This is a genomic window from Arthrobacter sp. D2-10 (assembly GCF_054161285.1).
Window position 1 is genome coordinate 3,525,604 of the sequence record NZ_CP096431.1, and the last position, 17,786, is coordinate 3,543,389.

General features: G+C 63.8%; 21 protein-coding genes. 6 read left to right on the forward strand and 15 right to left on the reverse strand.

Translation table 11 applies throughout. The features are described 5' to 3' along the window. Positions 1-23 precede the first annotated feature (23 nt). Entirely contained in the window at positions 24-581 is a 558-nt protein-coding gene (locus M1D74_RS16495; protein ID WP_458116053.1) for a TetR/AcrR family transcriptional regulator, read from the reverse strand. A 64-nt stretch (positions 582-645) separates the two neighbouring features. Here M1D74_RS16495 and M1D74_RS16500 point away from each other — a divergent pair, with 64 nt between their 5' ends. Next, positions 646-2,187: an MFS transporter gene (locus M1D74_RS16500; RefSeq protein WP_458116054.1), complete on the forward strand. Its 1,542-nt coding sequence runs from the start codon at positions 646-648 to the stop codon at positions 2,185-2,187. 68 nt (positions 2,188-2,255) lie between these two features. Here M1D74_RS16500 and M1D74_RS16505 read toward each other — a convergent pair whose 3' ends face one another. Both M1D74_RS16505 and M1D74_RS16510 read right to left on the reverse strand, forming a co-directional pair. Then, positions 2,256-2,900 carry a DUF3105 domain-containing protein gene (locus M1D74_RS16505; RefSeq protein WP_309072436.1) on the reverse strand — a complete coding sequence of 215 codons (645 nt, stop codon included), beginning with the start codon at positions 2,898-2,900 and terminating at the stop codon, positions 2,256-2,258. Between the two features lie 59 nt (positions 2,901-2,959). Further along, positions 2,960-3,613 carry a DUF305 domain-containing protein gene (locus M1D74_RS16510; RefSeq protein ID WP_309072437.1) on the reverse strand — a complete coding sequence of 218 codons (654 nt, stop codon included), beginning with the start codon at positions 3,611-3,613 and terminating at the stop codon, positions 2,960-2,962. Positions 3,614-3,746: 133 nt separating this feature from the next. Between M1D74_RS16510 and M1D74_RS16515 the strand changes: the two genes are divergently transcribed. Genes M1D74_RS16515 through M1D74_RS16525 form a run of 3 tightly spaced genes read left to right on the forward strand, consistent with a single transcriptional unit; the run spans position 3,747 to position 6,647 of the window. Further along, positions 3,747-4,058 (forward strand): metal-sensitive transcriptional regulator, encoded by a 312-nt coding sequence (locus tag M1D74_RS16515; RefSeq protein WP_309072438.1) that lies wholly within the window; start codon positions 3,747-3,749, stop codon positions 4,056-4,058. Positions 4,059-4,082: 24 nt separating this feature from the next. Then, complete coding sequence (locus tag M1D74_RS16520; RefSeq protein WP_309072439.1) at positions 4,083-4,307, forward strand: heavy-metal-associated domain-containing protein; 225 nt, start codon at positions 4,083-4,085, stop codon at positions 4,305-4,307. A 48-nt stretch (positions 4,308-4,355) separates the two neighbouring features. Beyond that, complete coding sequence (locus M1D74_RS16525) at positions 4,356-6,647, forward strand: heavy metal translocating P-type ATPase (protein WP_458116055.1); 2,292 nt, start codon at positions 4,356-4,358, stop codon at positions 6,645-6,647. 72 nt (positions 6,648-6,719) lie between these two features. Here the strand turns inward: M1D74_RS16525 and M1D74_RS16530 are convergent, their stop codons facing one another. The 10 genes from M1D74_RS16530 to M1D74_RS16575 form a co-directional block, all read right to left on the reverse strand. Beyond that, entirely contained in the window at positions 6,720-7,958 is a 1,239-nt protein-coding gene (locus M1D74_RS16530; RefSeq protein ID WP_458116056.1) for a cobalamin-independent methionine synthase II family protein, read from the reverse strand. Positions 7,959-8,240: 282 nt separating this feature from the next. Beyond that, positions 8,241-9,113 (reverse strand): formate/nitrite transporter family protein, encoded by an 873-nt coding sequence (locus M1D74_RS16535; RefSeq protein ID WP_458116057.1) that lies wholly within the window; start codon positions 9,111-9,113, stop codon positions 8,241-8,243. 194 nt (positions 9,114-9,307) lie between these two features. Then, positions 9,308-10,285 carry an EamA family transporter gene (locus tag M1D74_RS16540; protein ID WP_309072360.1) on the reverse strand — a complete coding sequence of 326 codons (978 nt, stop codon included), beginning with the start codon at positions 10,283-10,285 and terminating at the stop codon, positions 9,308-9,310. A 94-nt stretch (positions 10,286-10,379) separates the two neighbouring features. Then, positions 10,380-10,958, reverse strand: coding sequence for an HhH-GPD-type base excision DNA repair protein (locus M1D74_RS16545; RefSeq protein WP_309072359.1), 579 nt, complete (start codon positions 10,956-10,958; stop codon positions 10,380-10,382). Positions 10,959-10,967: 9 nt separating this feature from the next. Next, positions 10,968-11,243: a winged helix-turn-helix domain-containing protein gene (locus M1D74_RS16550; RefSeq protein WP_458116058.1), complete on the reverse strand. Its 276-nt coding sequence runs from the start codon at positions 11,241-11,243 to the stop codon at positions 10,968-10,970. Positions 11,244-11,354: 111 nt separating this feature from the next. Further along, entirely contained in the window at positions 11,355-12,407 is a 1,053-nt protein-coding gene (locus tag M1D74_RS16555; RefSeq protein ID WP_458116059.1) for a TerC family protein, read from the reverse strand. A 180-nt stretch (positions 12,408-12,587) separates the two neighbouring features. Then, positions 12,588-12,965: a DUF1761 domain-containing protein gene (locus M1D74_RS16560; RefSeq protein ID WP_458117207.1), complete on the reverse strand. Its 378-nt coding sequence runs from the start codon at positions 12,963-12,965 to the stop codon at positions 12,588-12,590. Positions 12,966-13,033: 68 nt separating this feature from the next. Then, a complete protein-coding gene (locus tag M1D74_RS16565; protein ID WP_309072355.1) occupies positions 13,034-13,366 on the reverse strand; it encodes a hypothetical protein in 333 nt (110 codons plus the stop codon). A gap of 39 nt (positions 13,367-13,405) precedes the next feature. Next, on the reverse strand, positions 13,406-13,996 hold the full coding sequence (locus M1D74_RS16570) for a hypothetical protein (protein WP_309072354.1): 591 nt from the start codon (positions 13,994-13,996) through the stop codon (positions 13,406-13,408). 41 nt (positions 13,997-14,037) lie between these two features. Then, complete coding sequence (locus M1D74_RS16575; RefSeq protein WP_309123954.1) at positions 14,038-15,375, reverse strand: MATE family efflux transporter; 1,338 nt, start codon at positions 15,373-15,375, stop codon at positions 14,038-14,040. A gap of 96 nt (positions 15,376-15,471) precedes the next feature. Here M1D74_RS16575 and M1D74_RS16580 point away from each other — a divergent pair, with 96 nt between their 5' ends. Beyond that, on the forward strand, positions 15,472-15,705 hold the full coding sequence (locus tag M1D74_RS16580) for a hypothetical protein (RefSeq protein ID WP_458116060.1): 234 nt from the start codon (positions 15,472-15,474) through the stop codon (positions 15,703-15,705). Between the two features lie 19 nt (positions 15,706-15,724). Here the strand turns inward: M1D74_RS16580 and M1D74_RS16585 are convergent, their stop codons facing one another. Then, a complete protein-coding gene (locus M1D74_RS16585) occupies positions 15,725-16,357 on the reverse strand; it encodes a TetR/AcrR family transcriptional regulator (RefSeq protein WP_458116061.1) in 633 nt (210 codons plus the stop codon). Between the two features lie 84 nt (positions 16,358-16,441). On the opposite strand from M1D74_RS16585, the gene M1D74_RS16590 reads away from it, so the two are divergent. Beyond that, positions 16,442-16,876 carry a GNAT family N-acetyltransferase gene (locus M1D74_RS16590; RefSeq protein ID WP_458116062.1) on the forward strand — a complete coding sequence of 145 codons (435 nt, stop codon included), beginning with the start codon at positions 16,442-16,444 and terminating at the stop codon, positions 16,874-16,876. Here the strand turns inward: M1D74_RS16590 and M1D74_RS16595 are convergent. Then, on the reverse strand, positions 16,863-17,741 hold the full coding sequence (locus tag M1D74_RS16595) for a DUF4031 domain-containing protein (protein ID WP_458116063.1): 879 nt from the start codon (positions 17,739-17,741) through the stop codon (positions 16,863-16,865). The genes M1D74_RS16590 and M1D74_RS16595 overlap by 14 nt on opposite strands. Between the last annotated feature and the right edge of the window lie 45 nt (positions 17,742-17,786).

Sequence of the window (17,786 nt, forward strand, 5' to 3'; positions counted from 1 at the left end):
TCGGGACCCTGTAATTCCGGAAATCAGCCCTTCCGCTGCGCCTGTGCACCCTCGCGGACGATTAAGTCCACGATCGCGAGAACATCCTGCAGCTCCTCGCCGCTTTGTTTCTCGGAGCTCGCACCCGCGAAAAAGGCGGCGTCGTAATACAGACCGTCGCCGAGCAGCTTCACTGCGCGCGCGACACCCCGACTGCCGAGCTCCGCCTCAAGCGCCCCGAGCCACTGCTCCTGAATGAGCGTGAAGGTGGCCTGCGCCTTGGCGTGTCCCTGCTGGGCCAGGCGGGCCATCGCAATCAGGGCCCGGTCCAAGGGGCTGTTTTCATACATCGAGGTGCGGACGTAATAGCGCGCGGGCCCCTCCGGATCGGCGGCCATCGCCTCCCGGTCACGTGCGACAAGTCCGACAAGCCGGTCGGCCAGTCCATCGACCAAGGCTTCCTTGGACCGGAAGTGATAGAGCAGGCCGCCCTTGGAAACGTCGGCGGCAGCAGCCACCGATTCCATCGTGGCGCTGCGCTCACCTTCGATGATGAGGATGTGTTCGAAGCTGTCGAGAATGCGCTCGCGGGCAGTTGCCATGACGTTCATCATACTGAACCCTGGGAGCTTTACTGTACCGGCTGGACGGTATAGCGTGGAACCCATGACCCAGTACACCCCTGCCTCGACGGTTGCTTCCCCAACGGTCGAATCCCCTCACGCCGGACGCCGGGAGTGGCTTGCCCTTGCCGCGCTCATGCTGCCGGTCCTGCTGGTGGCCGTGGACAATACCGTATTGAGCTTCGCCATGCCGGAGATCTCGCTGGCCTTCAATACGAGCGGTACAACCCTGCTATGGATCATCGACAGCTACCCGTTGGTTCTGGCCGGCCTGCTGGTCGCGATGGGCAGCTTCGGTGATCGATTCGGACGTCGCCGCCTCCTCATGATCGGCGCGACCGGCTTTGCGGTGTTCTCCGTAGCTGCGGCCTTTGCGCCGACTGCCGAACTGCTCGTGGCGGCCCGCGTCGGGTTGGGTGTCTTCGGCGCAATGCTGATGCCCTCGACGCTTTCCCTGATCCGCAACATCTTCCTCGACCGCAACCAGCGGCGCCTTGCCGTTGCGGTGTGGGCCGCGGGCTTCTCTGCCGGTGCAGCGCTGGGACCGCTCGTCGGTGGTATCCTGCTCGAGCACTTCTGGTGGGGATCGGTCTTCCTGCTCGCTGTCCCCGTGCTGATGGTCCTGCTCGCAGTCACCCCGCTGCTGGTGCCCGAGTCTGCTGACCCCAACCCCGGACGGGTGGACTACGTCAGTATCGCGCTGTCCATCGGCGCCATGCTGCCCATCGTCTTTGCCATCAAGTCATTCGCCAAAGATGGGTTCACTGCGGTAGCGGCTGCCGCCGTCGTCGTTGGTTTTGCAGCCGGCGTCACCTTCGTGCGGCGGCAGCTGAAGCGCGGAAATCCGATGCTGGACGTGCGGCTCTTCACCGTCCGGCCTTTTACGGGCGCTGTCCTGGTGAATCTGCTCGCGATCTTCTCGCTGGTTGGCTTCCTCTACTTTGTTTCCCAGCATCTGCAGCTGGTCGTGGGACTCAGCCCGCTGGACGCCGGCATAGTGCTGATGCCCGGCCTGATCACAACGATCATCGCGGGGCTCACAGTGGTTCCGGTGGTCCGCCATATTTCGCCGCACGTGGTCGTCCCGACCGCGCTGCTGCTCTCCGCGAGCGCCTACGTGGTGGTGGCGGTCGCAAGCCAGGACGGATCGGTGGGGCTGCTGCTCGCAGCCTTCGTCCTGCTCGGCGCCGGAGTGGGGGCATCGGAGACGGTATCCAATGACCTCATCCTGTCCAGCGTGCCCGCCGCGAAGGCCGGAGCCGCGTCGGCGATTTCCGAGACGGCCTACGAAGTAGGCTCCGTCTTCGGCACGGCGCTCCTTGGCAGCGTCCTGCTGGCCTCTTACCAGGAGCACCTCGTGCTTCCCGCCGGCCTCACCGCCGCACAGGGCACGACGGCGGCAGAGACGCTGGGCGGCGCGATCAACGTTGCGTCGGAACTGCCCGCCGGCTCCGGGTCTGCCCTGCTTGAGTCCGCATTCCACGCGTTCGACAGCGGCGTCGTGATTACCTCCGGCATCGGCGCTGCGCTCATGGTTGCGGCCGCCGGACTGGCTTTCTGGAGCCTTCGCAAGCCGTCCGCATAATGCTCATACAGCAGGACACGCCCCTTATCCCGCGGGATAAGGGGCGTGTCCTGACCATTGATGGAGGTTTACGCGGAGGGATCCAAGGCTCCGCTGCAGGCCGCACCGGGCTCGCGGGTCTGCTCGCCCTGAACGTACTTCGCAAGGAAGGCGACGAGGCGCTCGTCGTCAGCCGAATCGACACCGAGCTGCAAGCCCCAGGCGCTGGCCATGACCGGAGATTCCTGACCCTCGTACGGGCTGAGAAGAACGTAGCTGCGGTCGCCGACCAGCTCGGTCAGGGCGTCGATCTCCGACTGCGCGAGGTCCGGCTGGTAGGTGATCCAGACGGCACCGTGCTCCAGGGAGTGGACCGTGTTCTCGTTCGGAATCGGCTCGGTGTAGATGCCGCAGTTGGTCCAGAGAGCGTTGTGGTCGCCTCCAACGGGAGGAGCCTGCTCGTACTCGACCGGCCCGGGGACATGCTCGAACGAGCTCACCTCGATGGTCTCAACACCCTCGATATCCTGTTCAGCGAGCGCGTCCAGGCGGTCATTCTCCCGGACCTGCTGCACGATCACGATCGTTACGGCCACGATGATCGCCACGATCACCAGAGCAATACCGCCGAAAATCAGGCTGTTCCGCTTCCGTTCGCTGGCCCGCTGCTGTGACTGGATTGCAGCCAACCGCGCCTGGCGGTCCGCATTCTCCTGAGCTCGCTTCTTGTTCAACGCGCTGATTCCTTCTGTTCTTTCAAGGGGTTCGGGTCTAAATGTACCGGGCGGCCGGCCTAGAGCTGTGCCAGGAGCTTTTCCATCTCCGCGATTTCAATGGTCTGCCCCTCCGCCATCTTGCGGGCGAGTTCGCGGACGTCGGGCTCCTGGACGAGGTCCACTGCAGCCAGGGCCATCTCCGCGCCCGCCTCGTGGTGGTCGATCATGAGCTCCAGGTAGAGCCGTTCTGCGTCCTCACCCGTGGCTTCTGCGAGCTGTGCCAATTCTTCGTCCGTCGCCATGCCGGGCATCAGCCCGTCCGCGCCGATCGCACCGGAGCCACTCCCGCCGTCGTTCTCGGTGTGGGCATGACTGCTGCCCGACATCCACGCCATGCGCTCAGCGCCGTCGCTCTGGGGCAGGCCCCATTCCTTTAGCCAGGCGTACATCTGGCCCACCTGGTGCTGCTGGGTCATCGCGATGTCATAGGCGATGGTGCGGATTACGATGTCGTCCGTCTGGTCCCGGACGATGCGCGACATCTCCACGGCCTGTGAGTGGTGAACCTGCATATCGCGGGCGAAGCCTGCGTCAGGGCTGCTGTTGCCGGGGTGCTGCGGTGCGGCCGCCACCCTTCCTGCCGTGAAGGCAAGAGCGAACAGACCTGCAACGGCAATGAGGCCGAGGACAAGGAGGGCGCGCTTCTGCCACGCCTCAAGGTTGAGGGTCATAAGGGATTGCCTTTCATGTCTTCCCCTCTAACGTAGAGCACCCGTCTGAGCGTTCCCAAAACATACCCCCGGGGGGTAGTTGCGCCGATACCCCCTATGGGTATATATTCGATGAGGCAGCCAAGGAGGAACCATGACACAGACAACTACGGAACACGGTTATACCGCCGACAAGGAGGCCTACCTCCGCCGTCTCAAGCGCATCGAAGGACAGGTACGCGGGATAGCGCGAATGGTTGAGGAGGACAAATACTGCATCGACGTCCTCACCCAGGTGTCCGCGGTGAACAAGGCTTTGCACGCCGTCAGCATCGGGCTCCTCGAAGAACACATCGCCCACTGCGTTGTGGGTGCAGCCAACGAATCCCAGACATCCGGGGATCCCCGGGCTGTCAACGAAAAGGTGCAGGAAGCCTCGGCGGCCATCAGCCGCCTGTTGCGCTGACTGCCTGAACCATCAGGAGAAATCATGAGCACTACAACCGTCAGCATCTCGGGAATGACCTGCGGCCACTGCGTGGACTCCGTCACCGAGGAAATCTCTGCCATCGAAGGCGTACAGAACGTTGAAGTTGACCTGAACAAGGGCGGAATCTCAACCGCAACCGTCACCTCAGAGCGCGACATCGAACCAGAGCAGATCGGTGAGGCAGTCGCTGAAGCCGGTTACGTCGTCGTCTCAAACGACGCATAGCAACACGCCGACAGGCTGCCGGCAGCAAGCCGGCCTGGAAGGACCATCATGACCACCGAACCCGGCATCACCCGGACCGCCACCGCTACCGCTACCCGGACCGTTGAACTCGACATCCAGGGCATGACCTGTGCCTCGTGCGTGGGGCGGGTGGAGCGCAAGTTGGGCAAGCTCGACGGCGTTGAGGCGAGCGTGAACCTGCCGCTGGAATCGGCGGTGGTCACCGTACCCGCACATATCTCTGACGAGGACATCGTCAACACGGTCAACGCCACCGGCTACACCGCGCAGGTGAAGAAGCCGCATCACCAACCGGGGCCCTCCTCGGAGGGGGAACCGGCGGCCGATGGGCTCGATCACGATTCACACGACCACATGGCACACGGCGGGACTGCATCACAGTTGCGGCCGCGCCTGGTCACCGCTGCCATCCTGACCGTGCCCGTGTTTCTCATCTCAATGATCTCGGCGCTGCAGTTTCCCCACTGGGGTTGGGTGGTCCTGGCGCTGAGTACGCCAGTGGTCACGTGGTCAGCCTGGTCATTCCACAAGGCAGCCGCGATCAACGCCCGGCACTTCTCGTCCACGATGGACACCCTGGTGTCCATCGGCGTTACCGCGGCTTACCTGTTCTCACTCAGCCAACTCCTCGCCGACCCGATGCTCACCGAGCACGTGGGCATGGACATGGGCGGGCACGGGCTCTACTTCGAGGTTGCCGCCGTCGTCGTGACCTTCCTACTCCTCGGCCGGTACCTGGAAGCGAACGCGAAGCAGCGGGCAGGCGACGCGCTGAAGTCGCTCCTCAATCTCGGGGCGAAGGATGCAACTGTGCTGCGCGAGCAGCACGGCAAGAGGGTCGAAGTGAAGGTGCCGGCGTCGTCATTGGTGCATGGGGATGAGTTCGTTGTCCGGCCGGGCGAGAAGATTGCAACCGACGGGTTCGTCATTGAGGGTCGCAGCGCCGTGGACACCTCGCTCATCACCGGTGAGTCACTTCCCGTCGACGTCGGTCCGGACAGCACTGTCACAGGTGCAACCATCAACACCTCCGGGCGCCTGATTGTCCGTGCCACCCGCGTGGGCAGCGAGACGACGCTCGCCCAGATGGGCCGGCTGGTCAGTCAGGCCCAGAGCGGTAAGGCGCCGATCGCCCGGCTGGCGGACCGCATCAGTGCTGTGTTTGTTCCGGTGGTCCTCGTCATCGCGGTGCTCACCTTCGTCGCTTGGATGCTGCTCAGCGGAGATGTGCAGGCTGCATTTACCGCCGCCGTTGCAGTGCTCGTGATCGCGTGCCCGTGTGCGCTCGGCCTCGCCACTCCGACGGCCCTGCTCACGGGAACAGGCCGTGGTGCGCAGCTCGGCATCCTGATTCGCGGCCCGCAGGTACTCGAGGACACCCGCACCGTCGACACCATCGTTCTGGACAAGACCGGCACCGTGACAAGCGGTCGCCTGTCGGTGACGGACGTCGTCGTACTCGGTTCGCGCAGCCGAGAGGATGTGCTGTCGCTCGCCGCCGCCGTCGAGTCCGCCAGCGAGCACCCGATCGCCCAGGCAATCGCAGCTGCAAGCCCCGGGCACCCGGCGGTGACGGACTTCACGAGTTCCGCCGGCGGCGGGGTGCGCGGCACGGTTGACGGTTCCACGGTGCTCGCCGGGCGTGCAGGCTGGCTGGAGGAAAACGACGTCGTTATCACCGACGCACACCGTTCAGCTTTGGCGGCGGAACAGGAGGCCGGATCCACGGCCATCTGGGTTGCGGTTGACGGTGAGGTTGCGGGCCTGGTGAGCCTGAAGGACACCGTCAAGGAGTCCTCGGCAGCGGCGATTGCGCGCTTGAAGGAGCTGGGCCTGCGCCCGATGCTGCTGACTGGAGACAACGCCGCCGTCGCCCGAAAGATCGCTGCTGAGGTCGGCATCGCCCCGGAGGATGTCATGGCTGACGTACTCCCCGAGGGGAAGGTCGACGCTGTGAAGCGGCTTCAGGCACAGGGAGCTACCGTGGCGATGGCCGGTGACGGCGTCAACGATGCCGCGGCCCTGGCCCAGGCGGACCTGGGAATCGCGATGGGTTCCGGTACCGATGTCGCAATCGAAGCCGCTGACCTGACCGTGATGGGCAACAGTCTCGAGCAGGTGGCCCAGGCGATCGAGCTGTCCCGGAAGACGCTCGGCACCATCAAGAGCAACCTGTTCTGGGCGTTCTTCTACAACACGATCGGCATTCCGGTCGCGGCTCTGGGACTGCTCAACCCCATGGTGGCGGGCGCGGCCATGGCGGCGAGCTCGGTTCTGGTCGTTGCGAATTCGCTCCGGCTGCGCCGGTTCGGGAAGTAGATTCCGGGCGCGGGAAACCGTATCCAGGAAGGACCGCACATCGAAGGATGTGCGGTCCTTCCTTTCACCCGGCTAGATCAGCGACGCAGAATTCTCGAACAACCGGTTCGATGCGATTCGTGCTCCGGAGCCCAGGGCCTCCAGCTTCGCCGTGGCAATCTGGGGATGCAGGCGGCCTCCGAGGCCACAGTCGGTGGAAGCGATCACGTTTTCCCGCCCGACCAGGCTCGCGAAACGTTCGATGCGCTGCGCGACCAGCTCAGGATGCTCGACCACGTTCGTCGCATGGGACACCACACCGGGAACGATGATTTTGCCCTCCGGCAGTGTGACGTCCTGCCAGATGGCCCACTCATGTTCGTGGCGGGCATTGGCAGCTTCGAAGGAGTACGACCCTGCGTTGATGCCCAGCACGAGGTCGACGATGTGCCGGAATTCGAGGTCGGTGGTGTGCGGCCCGTGCCAGGATCCCCAGCACACGTGCACTCGGACCTGGTCCTCCGGCAGTCCTTGGAGCGCATAGTTGAGCGCCTCGATCCGGATCTGGGTGAAACGCCGGTAGTCCTCGATGCTCGGCTCCGGGGTGATCTGGTCCCAGTTCTCGGCCAGTGACGGGTCATCAACCTGAACGATGAGACCCGCGTCAACGATGGCCCGGTACTCCTCACGGAGCACGTCCGCCCACGCGTAGATGAACTCTTCCTCTGTGCCGTAGTAATCGTTGCCGATCCTGCTCGCCGACCCCGGCGAGAGGGCAGTGATGAAACCCGTCTGCACATCCGCCGCGTTCAGTCCGGCCTTGAGGTTGGCGATGTCCGAAGCGAGCGCTTCCTGTCCAATGTAGGAAATGGGGCCGGTCGCTGACGGGAACGCAGTGGCGTTCTTGCCCAGTTGAATCCCGCTCTCGGGGTCCTGATAGGCGTCCGCGAAGCGTGTCCAGTCGCGCCGGTTGGCGAACGATGTCAGCTTGATCGCGCCGGGTTCGCTGATCACGGCGTCGGCGAGGATCGGATTGAAGTCGGTCAGCTCAAGACCGGCGGTGCGCTGAAAGCTGTAGGTCCACCATGCGCCGTAGTCCACGGAATTCGACATGGCTTTGCCGTACTCGCCATCGCCGGGAATAGTGATTCCGGCGTCCTTCTGCCACTGAACGAGGTCGACCACGGAGGAGGCGAGCAGACTCTCGAACTCCGTGGTGCGCTCCAGGGTGAAGCCGTCATCGGCCAGGGTTCTGGCGGCGTTCGCGGCAATCAGTTCCGGAGTGCGCGGCAGGGATCCCGAGTGACTGGTGTGAATACGATCGATCGTCATTGGTGCTGTTCCTTCCATCGGTCCTGCCATTAGCACCCTTTCGGACAGGAATCCGGGGGAAGCTGCAGCGTCACGGAGGCAGGTCTCTCAGCTGCTCTGGATGGTGTGGCTTAGGGCTCTAAATCCACCGGTGACGCAGGCACGCCCCCTCCCCGGCCACAGGCCGAGCACCCACAGGAGAGGCTTCCCCCATCATCGCGGGCCGGCCCGCCCGACTCCAAAAGGCACCTGTCATGAACGGACAAGAACGCGCGCTACAAGGGCGGCTCGGCGGATGACGTGCTAGTGGCTGATCCCGGTTTCGGCGCGTGCGACGTCCTCCACCCTCGTGAGTTCAAGGTTCTCGACAGCGTTGGACGGCGCCTTTGTCCGCGCGTGCGTGATGTAGAGGGGAAGCGCAGTGAACAGCAGGCCGCCGACGAGGTTACCGAGCACCGTCGGGATCTCATTCCACACCAGATAGTCGAGAACGGTGAACTGGCCGCCAAGCAACAGACCTGATGGGAAGAGGAACATGTTGACGATCGAATGCTCGAAGCCCATGAAAAAGAACAGCATGATCGGCATCCACATGACGATCACTTTCCCGGGAACATCCTTGGCGATCATGGCACCGACCACGCCGATCGAAACCATCCAGTTGCACAACATTCCACGGACGAACAGTGTCAGCATCCCGGAGGCGCCGTGCTCGGCATAGCCGAGGGTGCGTCCCTCACCGATGTGGCCGATGGCGACACCGACTTCGTTCTGTGGGATGGCGAAACCGTAGGTGACGACTACCGCCATCAGCACGGCCACGGTGAACGCTCCGATGAAGTTTCCGACGAACACCAGCCCCCAGTTGCGAAGGACACCGCGCACCGTCACGCCCGGTCGCTTATCGAGCAAGGCAAGGGGCGTCAGGACGAATACCCCGGTCAGCAGGTCGTAGCCGAGCAAATACAGGAGTATGAACCCGACCGGAAAGAGAACCGCTCCCGCCAGTGGGATGCCGGTGGTGACGCTCACCGTGACGGCGAACGCCGCAGCCAGGGACAACAGCGCACCGGCCATTGCCGCGCGCACTACGGTGTCGCGGGTGGACATGAATACCTTCGACGCACCGACGTCGATCATGGTCGTGATCAGGTCACTAGGCTTCACATAAGACATAGCGGCAGGCTCCAGGGCTCTTCAGGCGGTCCAACTTGGGCAGCTTGAAAAACGGTAGGTGCCCGGCATTTCAGTGAAGTTTCCTTGAAGGCGCTTCCGCGTTACATCCAGCCCACCCGGCCGATCGCCCGCGGTGAGGAGTACACACGGTGCATAGGGACGGAACCTGTCCGCTTCAGGCCGCTCGGACCGGTTCAGCCACCCGGAACAGTGGGCACGGCCTCGACGACGTTGGGCTGGTCGAGCGGGTCCGCTGCGTCCGGGTTTCGACGCAGTTCGTCGATCCGCACCAGAATCACTCCGCCCACAATGAGTGCGCCGCCGAGCAACTGAACCAGCGACGGGAGTTCACCCAGAATCAACCAGGACGTAAGAACCGCAAACATAACCTCAGTGAGCCCGACAAAAGACGCCACCTTCGAGCCCAGGCGGCGCGCAGCGAAAATGCCCGTGACGTAGGAGAATACGGTGGCGATGAGGACAAGCGCCAGAACCGGAACCAGCCAGGAAGTCTGCCAGCCGGCAAGACTGACGTCGCGGAATTCGAAGGCGAAGGGCATAACGCCGACGAGGCCGAGAATCAGAATAGTGAGTGCGCCGACTACCATGCCGCCGCCGGCCATGACGAGAGGCGGCAGGTCATCGTCAGCCTTCGCGGACATCACGAAGAAAACCGCCAGGCATACAGCTGCGCCCAACCCGTAGAGCACCCCGACGGGGTCGAGGCGCTGGTCGCCCGTGAGGTCGAGGACGAGCAGGAGCCCGAGCATAGCCGCAACGGACCCGCTCACCGTCAACCTGCTGGGAGCACGCCCGGAGCGCAGCCACAACCATCCAACGATGAGTACCGGTGCAAGATACTCCAACAGCAGGGAGACGCCCACAGACATGCGCTGAACCGCACTGAAATAGAAGAACTGACACAGGGCGATCGCGGTCGCTCCGTAAATGATCAGGGTCAGGGCATTGCCGCGGAGGGTGCCCCAGCGTCCGCGCAGGGCAATGATCACCGGGATGGCCAGCACCAGGGCGGCACCGCCGATGCGAATTCCGACGGCGGCGCCAGGGCTCCAGCCGATCTCCAGGAGGGACTTCGCGAAAGGTCCGGATACCCCGAATGAAGCGGCGGACATCAACGCGAACCATAGTCCGGTGGCGGTACCGCTTCTCATTGCTCTCCTCAGGGCGTCATAACCAAAACAAATCTATGGTGATGACGGTAGACGCCGGGTTCGTCATGAGTCAAGCGCAATTACACCCATGACGTCACGAAGTCTTCTTGGCCGCCGCCTTCGCTGCCCGCTTGGTTTCCCGTACCTTCGCCAGGGATTCAGGATCGACGATGTCGGCTACGGAACGATAGCTGCCTTCATCACCGTAGGAGCCGGCTGATTCTCGCCAACCTTGCCCGGCGTATCCGTAGCGTTTCCCCAGAAGCGCGAGGAAGATCTTCGCCTTCTGATCACCGAACCCGGGGAGGTCCTTCAGTCTGCGCAGCACCTCCGGGCCGTCCGGTTCACCGCGCGTCCAGATTGCTGCGGCGTTGCCGTCCCATTCACCAACCACGGTTCGACACAGCGACTGGATGCGTGCGGCCATATTCCCGGGATAGCGATGGACCGCCGGAGGAGTGCGGCACAGTTCAATGAAACTCTCCGCCTCGTGATCAGCGATGGCGGCGGCATCGAACGAACCGAGCCGTTCCTTGATTTTCGCCGGACCGGCGAAGGCCGTTTCCATCGCGACCTGCTGGTCGAGGAGCATGCCCACCAGAAGGGCAAGCGGGTCGTTGGACAGCAACTCATCGGCCGTGCTGTCCCCGGTGATATTCACGTGTGGAGCCATTGCTCCATGCTAGCGATCGCCGTCGTCGTCCGTTCTCCCATAGCCCGGGGCTTCCGAGAAGATCCGCAGTAGCGCGCCGATCTCATGGTCGGATTCTGCCGGATGCCTGAAGGGCCGGTCGCCATCCACCCGATAAGTCGTTCGGCGCCCCTCCCTCAACCGCTGTATATACCCGGCCTCCTCGAGATCCTTCAAGATGCTGAGTGTGGCGCGGCGCGTGATGCCCACGCGGTGAGCTATCTCTTCAACGCGGATGTGCGGTTCCGCGGCTACAGCAAGCAGCACGTGACCATGGTTGGTCAGAATCGTCCACGAGGGACGGCGGCTGCCGCCCCTCGTGGATGAAGGCTCCCCATCTGATGTCGGGTCCCCCGCCTCACCCGACATACCGCCTCCTTAATCGCTGTTGGGCCCGCTGCCGGAACTCGATCCGGCCACCAAGCCATTCTTACCCCGGAGCGGCTGGATTTCAGCCATTTCTTCTTCTGTTGCCTTCCGGAAGGGAGAGCCCGACGGCGAGGACAACCCGCGCCGTCCCTGTCCCCGCGTTGCCACCAGGCTCGCTGCAATGGCGACCGCCAGAATGGTGATGATCACCGTGAGGGAGACAGTCGTCGGAATGTAGTAGAGGTCGACCTTGAGCATCATCTTGATTCCCACCCAGACAAGCACCAGAGCCAGCCCCACCTTCAGGTAGATGAACCGGTGAATCAGGTCCGCCAGAAGGAAGTACATGGCACGCAGGCCCAGGATCGCGAACGCGTTGGCGGTGAATACGAGGAAAACCTCATCGGTCACGGCGAAGATCGCGGGGATGGAATCGACGGCGAAAACGATATCTGTCACCTCAACCATCACCAGGACCGCCAGCAACGGAGTAGCCAGCAGCACGCCGCCCTTGCGCACGAGGAGTCGCTGACCATAGAAGCTGTCGGTCATGGGCACGAAGCGTCGAAAGAGCTTAAGCGTCCGTGACCGCTCTGGATCGATGTGCTCGTCACGCTGTTTGAGCATTCTGTAGCCGGTGAAGATCAGGAAGGCAGCGAACAGGTAGAGCACCCACTCCGCACCCGAGATGATGGCGGAGCCGGCAGCAATAAAGATCCCACGGAATACGAGGGCTCCCAGGACGCCGAGGAAGAGAACCCGGTGCTGATATTCGCGGGGAACTCCGAAGAACGCGAAGATGATCGCCCAGACAAAGACGTTGTCCACGGCCAGCGACTTCTCGATCACATATCCGGCAAAGTACTGCTGTCCGAATTCCGCGCCATAGCCGAGCCATACTACGCCGCCGAACGCGACACCCATGAGAACCCAGACCGCCGACCAGGCGGCTGCTTCACGGACGGAGATGATGTGAGCGCGCCGATGCGCGACGAGGTCGATGGTCAGCATGAGAAGAATCAGACCGATGACGGCGAACCAGAGCCACAGGGGCACATTCATGGGAAACCCACTTCCAGTCAGTTGGTACTAACTGGAGGTCTCTCCCGGCCGGTGGCGGGCCCGTCCACCGGGAGGCGCTGGGGCCGCCGTAATGACGATGGACTGGTTGGGGGATACTCCCCTCCGTACAAACAGTGAACCAGAGTTCACCTTTTCAGGCAACAGAGCGTGCTGCTGCGCCTAGGCTCCGCTGATCCCCATGAGACCGATGACGAGAGCCATGACAACGAAGGTCACCAGCTCATGCGCACAGTTGAGCACCGTGAGTCCGGCTGGCCGTCCCTCGAAGGCGTCATGGGTGATGAATCGGGAGGCGGTGAAACCGGCCCACAGGATGACGGCGGTAACGAGTGTGTTCATCAGGAAGTTGCCGCCGTAGAACTCCTGGGCAATCGCGGCGCTGCCCGCCAGAACCCAGGCGCTGATGAAGCTCACTACCAAAGTGATGAGGATCGGCTTGACGGCGTCCTTTGCGTCTCCGCTGGGATTCACCTTGGCGAGCCGCATCCAGTAGTTGCCGAACACCCTCGGTGTGTACCAGATGGTGCCCACCACCATGGTGGAGAGGGTGGCAATAATGACAGCGAGGACGTTGATCTCGGGAACAGCCACGGACGCTCCTTTTCCTAACCGGCGTTGTCGCCGTTGTGGGGGTTGGTCCCGCGGGGATTGCCGTGCTCATCGAGATTCGCCGCACCGCCCCTGATCTTGGAGGACGAGCGGTTGATGCCGGTTCCCTTGCCCAGGTGATCGTCGTTGGGCTTCTCAGTCATCAGCAGGAGGGCGCTGATAACGAGCGAGGCGATGAACGCTATGCCCGCGGCGGTCAGACCGAGGTCTATGCGCGGTTCGCGGGTACCACCGCCGGTTGCAAAGACCATGGTGGCAGCACCGGCCACCGCAGCGAGAACGGCAGAGAAGATGAGCGGACCCTTGACGCCCTTAACCTGCTTGGACACGGTGCCTTCTCCTCAATATTTTCTACGAATAGTAGAAATCTAGTTTACGGGGTTGGTGCGGGTGGCCGAACCGGCAGCCGCACTGAGATCGTGCCGGTAGCTGAGCGCGGCAAGAGCGAGCACGACGGCGGTGATCACCGCACCGCCTCCCGCCACACCGAGCAGGGCGTGTGCCCCGAGGGCCTCGAACACCGGAAGCAATCCGCCTGTCAGCACGGAGACAGTGCCGGTCAGGAGGAAATCCCGGGCGGCCAGATGCGTGCCGCGGTTCCTGCCCCATACCACCAGGTAAACGATGCCCATCAGGACGAGGGCGAGGGCGCCGGTTCCGCTGAACATGCGGTCCGAGTGGACCCACAGATTAAGCAGCCCCGCAACGGCCAGGAAGACCGGCACCGTCCGGGTGAGCCACAGGGGCACTGCGTCCTGTGCCCTGAGGCTCCTCTCCGTGAGGTGAACGGCTACAGCCAGCCCCAGAAAGTACAGGCCTCCCGCGACAGACATCACGTGCACGGAGGGCTGGCTCCAGAAAATTGTCAGCAGTCCGAAGGCCCCGGCAACCGCCGCGTGCAGCAAAAAGGCGCGCCACAGCGCGGGAGATGCGGACTTGTCAGCCGATTCCTCGCTCATCGAGGCCTTCCTCTGGGCGGTTGGACGTTGCAAGTTTAGTCCTAGGCCACGCCAGTAACCATCCAGCGATCATCGCGGACACGCCAGCCAAGGGTCAGTGCACGGGCCAGCATGAAACCCACACCGAAGGCAGCCCACAGCCAGGCGATTCCCGCGGGCCCGCTGAGGTCCGCTGCGAACACCAGAACCAGCAATGGAATGTACAGGACGAGATTGACGACGCCGGCGAGCGCCAGATACCGAGCATCCCCTGCTCCGATGAGCACGCCATCCAACACGAAGACATAGCCGCAGATGGGTTGCGCCGCGGCCAAGACCCAGAGACCGACGGTAAAGGCCGTTCGCACGCCTTCATCGGATGTAAAGATCCAGTCGAGGAATGGTGCGACGGCGGCAAGCAGGATCCCGGTCAGGAAGCCGAACGCCACACCCCAGCGAACCATGGTGCGGGTCAGGGCGTGGGCGAGCGGGCGGTTGCCTGCTCCCAGTTCCTTGCCAATGAGCGCTTGGGCGGCGATTGCCAGGGCATCCAGCGCGAACGCGAGGAGGGTGAAAATTGTCATCACCAACTGATGTGCCGCGAGCGAAACAGACCCTTGTGCCGTAGCGACGAACACCGTTGCCAGAATTGCGATGCGCAGGCTCGCGGTGCGCAGCATCAGCCAGGAGCCCACCCGGGCGGTAGCACGCACCCCCAGCCAGGTGGGGCGCAGCGCAACGGAGTTCCTGCGGGAGAAACGAACGATGATGACGAGATAGACGGTTGCCATACCCCATTGCGCGATGCTGGTCCCCAGCGCCGAACCGGCAACGGAGAGCCCCGCTCCATAGACCAGCAGGAAGTTCAGCACGATATTCGCCCCAAACCCTGCTCCCGCTACGACCAGCGGTGTCCGGGTGTCCTGGAGCCCCCTGAGCACGCCCGTGGCTGCGAGGACAACCAGCATGGCCGTGAGACCGGGCATCGAATAGCGGAGGTAGTCCACGGCGAATTGGTGAACCTGCCCTTCCGCACCCATTGCGGATGCAAGCGCAGGCGCGAGAACCCAGCCGAGGACCGAGAGGACAACGCCGAGCACAAAAGCCAGACCGACGCCGTCGCGCCCTGCAGCGACGGCGTCCGGCATACGGCCGGCGCCCAGGAAACGGGCTACCGCAGGGGTGGTTGAGTACGCGAGGAAGACCATGAGGCCGACAGCGGTCTGCAGAACCGTTGAGGCCAGCCCCACCCCTGCCAGCTCTTCCACACCAAGGTGCCCCACGATTGCGGAGTCGGCCAGAAGGAAAAGAGGCTCGGCGATGAGCGCGCCAAGCGCGGGTACGGCGAGCCTGAGGATGGAACGGCTGAGCTGGCGCCGGTCGGGGACGGTGGCTGTCACGAAACCAAGCCTAGGCGCCGCTCCCGACAAAGCGGGCGAGGTGTCTTCCCTTTCCACTCGCTAGGCTTGGTCTTCAGGCCTCTGCGAAGGAGAAACGTGAAAGTTGGAGTGAAGCACTTCATTGCCGGTGGTGTGCTCATTCTTCTGAGTACTCTCTTCATTCCGGAAGGGATGTCCGGATTTGCGAGGTCTGCAGCTTTCGGTGAACCCGTGCAGGCGATGTCGGGAGTGCTCCTCGCCATCGGCGCTGTCCTGGTGGTGGCCGCGATCGCGCTGTTCGCCCGCGGGCACGTCCTGCGCTACAGGGCTCGGATGCGCGGCACCAGATAAAACTGTTGCGACCGGAGCGTCATAGGCCCTTTTCGACCATATCGAGCAGCCGGCTCGCGGCAAACGTCCGCTGTTCCACGTCGAGACCCTGCAAAGGTCCATCGATGACCAGCATTGCAAGCCCGTGCACCGAGGACCAGGCAAGGAACTCGGCGCCGAGGCGGCGTTCCGGGGGCAGGACGCCCGCTTCAACCAGTCCGTCGAGCGCTAGCGATAACAGTTGAAACGGCGTCAGGCCGTTGTCCCCCGCCGAGTCCGCCGTACCGGCGTCACGCAAGTCAACGTGTTCAAAGAACGCGGTCCGGAAAAGCCCGGGCTGGGTCTGCGCGAACCGCAGGTACCCGGCACCGACGGCCCGTAGACGGGCCTTCGCGGTGGCGCCGTCGTCGTCGTCGGACTGAAGGATTTTCGACTGCTCAGCCTCGATCGAGCGCGCCAGCTCGGCCTGCGCTGCCATCGACACCGCATGCAGGAGGGCCCGCTTGTCGGCGAAGTGCCGGTAGGCAGCATTCGGTGTCACCCCGGTGCGGCGCGTCACTTCACGAAGTACGACGGCGGACGGCCCGCCTTCCCGGGCAAGGTCAGTGCCAGCTGCTACCAGCGCGCGGTGAAGGTCGCCGTGACGATAGGTATTGCGCTTCCGGTGCGACACCCCACCTCCTTGCTGCTCGGCGGCCAAACTGTGCAGCTCCCACCGAATGTAAACACTGTAAACAAGATGTGCCACCATGATCTCATGCACCGGATCGAAGCTCTTCCTGACGATTCCCTGCGCACCAGGGCATTCGTCGCCCTACTGCGGGACGCGGCCGGGCAGGAGGATCAGGAGCTGCACCGTTTGATTGCAGACGTTCTTCCGGTGATGGCGACCATAGGCGTGCTTGAGGACGCGGAACCTGTCGCATTCGCAAGCTACCGTGCTCACGGTAGGGCGAATATGCTGGAGTACCTTGCGGTCCGTGCTTCCCACCGCGGACGCGGCGCGGGAACTGCTCTCATCCGGTTCATCAGGGCCGAGGATCCCGGGATGCCCCTCATCGCGGAAACCGACGATGACGCCGCCGGCTTCTACCACCGGCTCGGCTTCACCGTCGAGACCGCCCCTCCCGACCCGAGATGGCCCGGACGTTTACGCTACCGCTGCACCCTGCCTCCCCTCAGCGCAGCGTAAGGGCCTCAGCCCGCAGGTTCTGCTGGGCCTGGTCCGCCCATAGCCGCTGCCCCTCCCCTGTCCGGTACAGCGGGTCAAGGCACCGGAGACGGTCGACGACGGCGGCCCTGCCGCGGGCGAAGTCGTCGTCCGGCACATGGGCGTACTCCTGGCGGACGGCTGACAGGTAGCGCCGGTATCCGCCCGGCGGGCGGCCCAGCACGGAGAGATCAGCGTCGCACAGCAGTTCCCCGGGCCGGTCCCCTTGGCCTGGCGCGTGGGTGGCGGTGAGTAACACCAGCCGTTGAACCTCGGCGGGCTGCTCGAGGTGGCGTGCAAGGCGGGCCTCCGCGAGTGCGGCGGACGCTTCCTCGTCCCTCCCGGCCTCGCCCGCATACACTGCGTCGTGGAACCAGGCGGCGAGCCGGACCTGAAGCCGGGTGTCGGCGTCGTCGTTCTCGGTGAAGAGGAGGTCCAGCGCTTCCAGCACATCGAGCAGGTGCTCGGGCGTGTGATAGCGACGGTGCGGCTCAGACCACCGGCTCAGGAGCTCTGACCCCAGCCGCTGCGCACCGGGCAGGGTTTGCTCCCAGCGAGCCTGCAGGGCTTGCTGGATTTTGGCAGGCCTTCGTCGTGCGGGAACCCGCAATCCGCTCGCGATGAGGATACGAACCAGGGCGCCGCCGTCGACCTCCCGTGCGCCGAGCGTGACGAGTTGGCGGTACCGGCGGGCGGGCACGTCGTAGTGGTCAATATCAAAGGCCCGCTCCGGGATGCCGGCTTCCGCTGCGAAAGCATGCAGTTCCTCCAGCGAGGCATCCGAGATCAGGTGGGAAAAAACGGTTCCGTGCGCAGGCCAGAGGGGAGGATCAATGTACACGGCCATGGGCAGAAGCTTATCGGCCTACGGTTCCGGCGAGCGGCGCCCGGA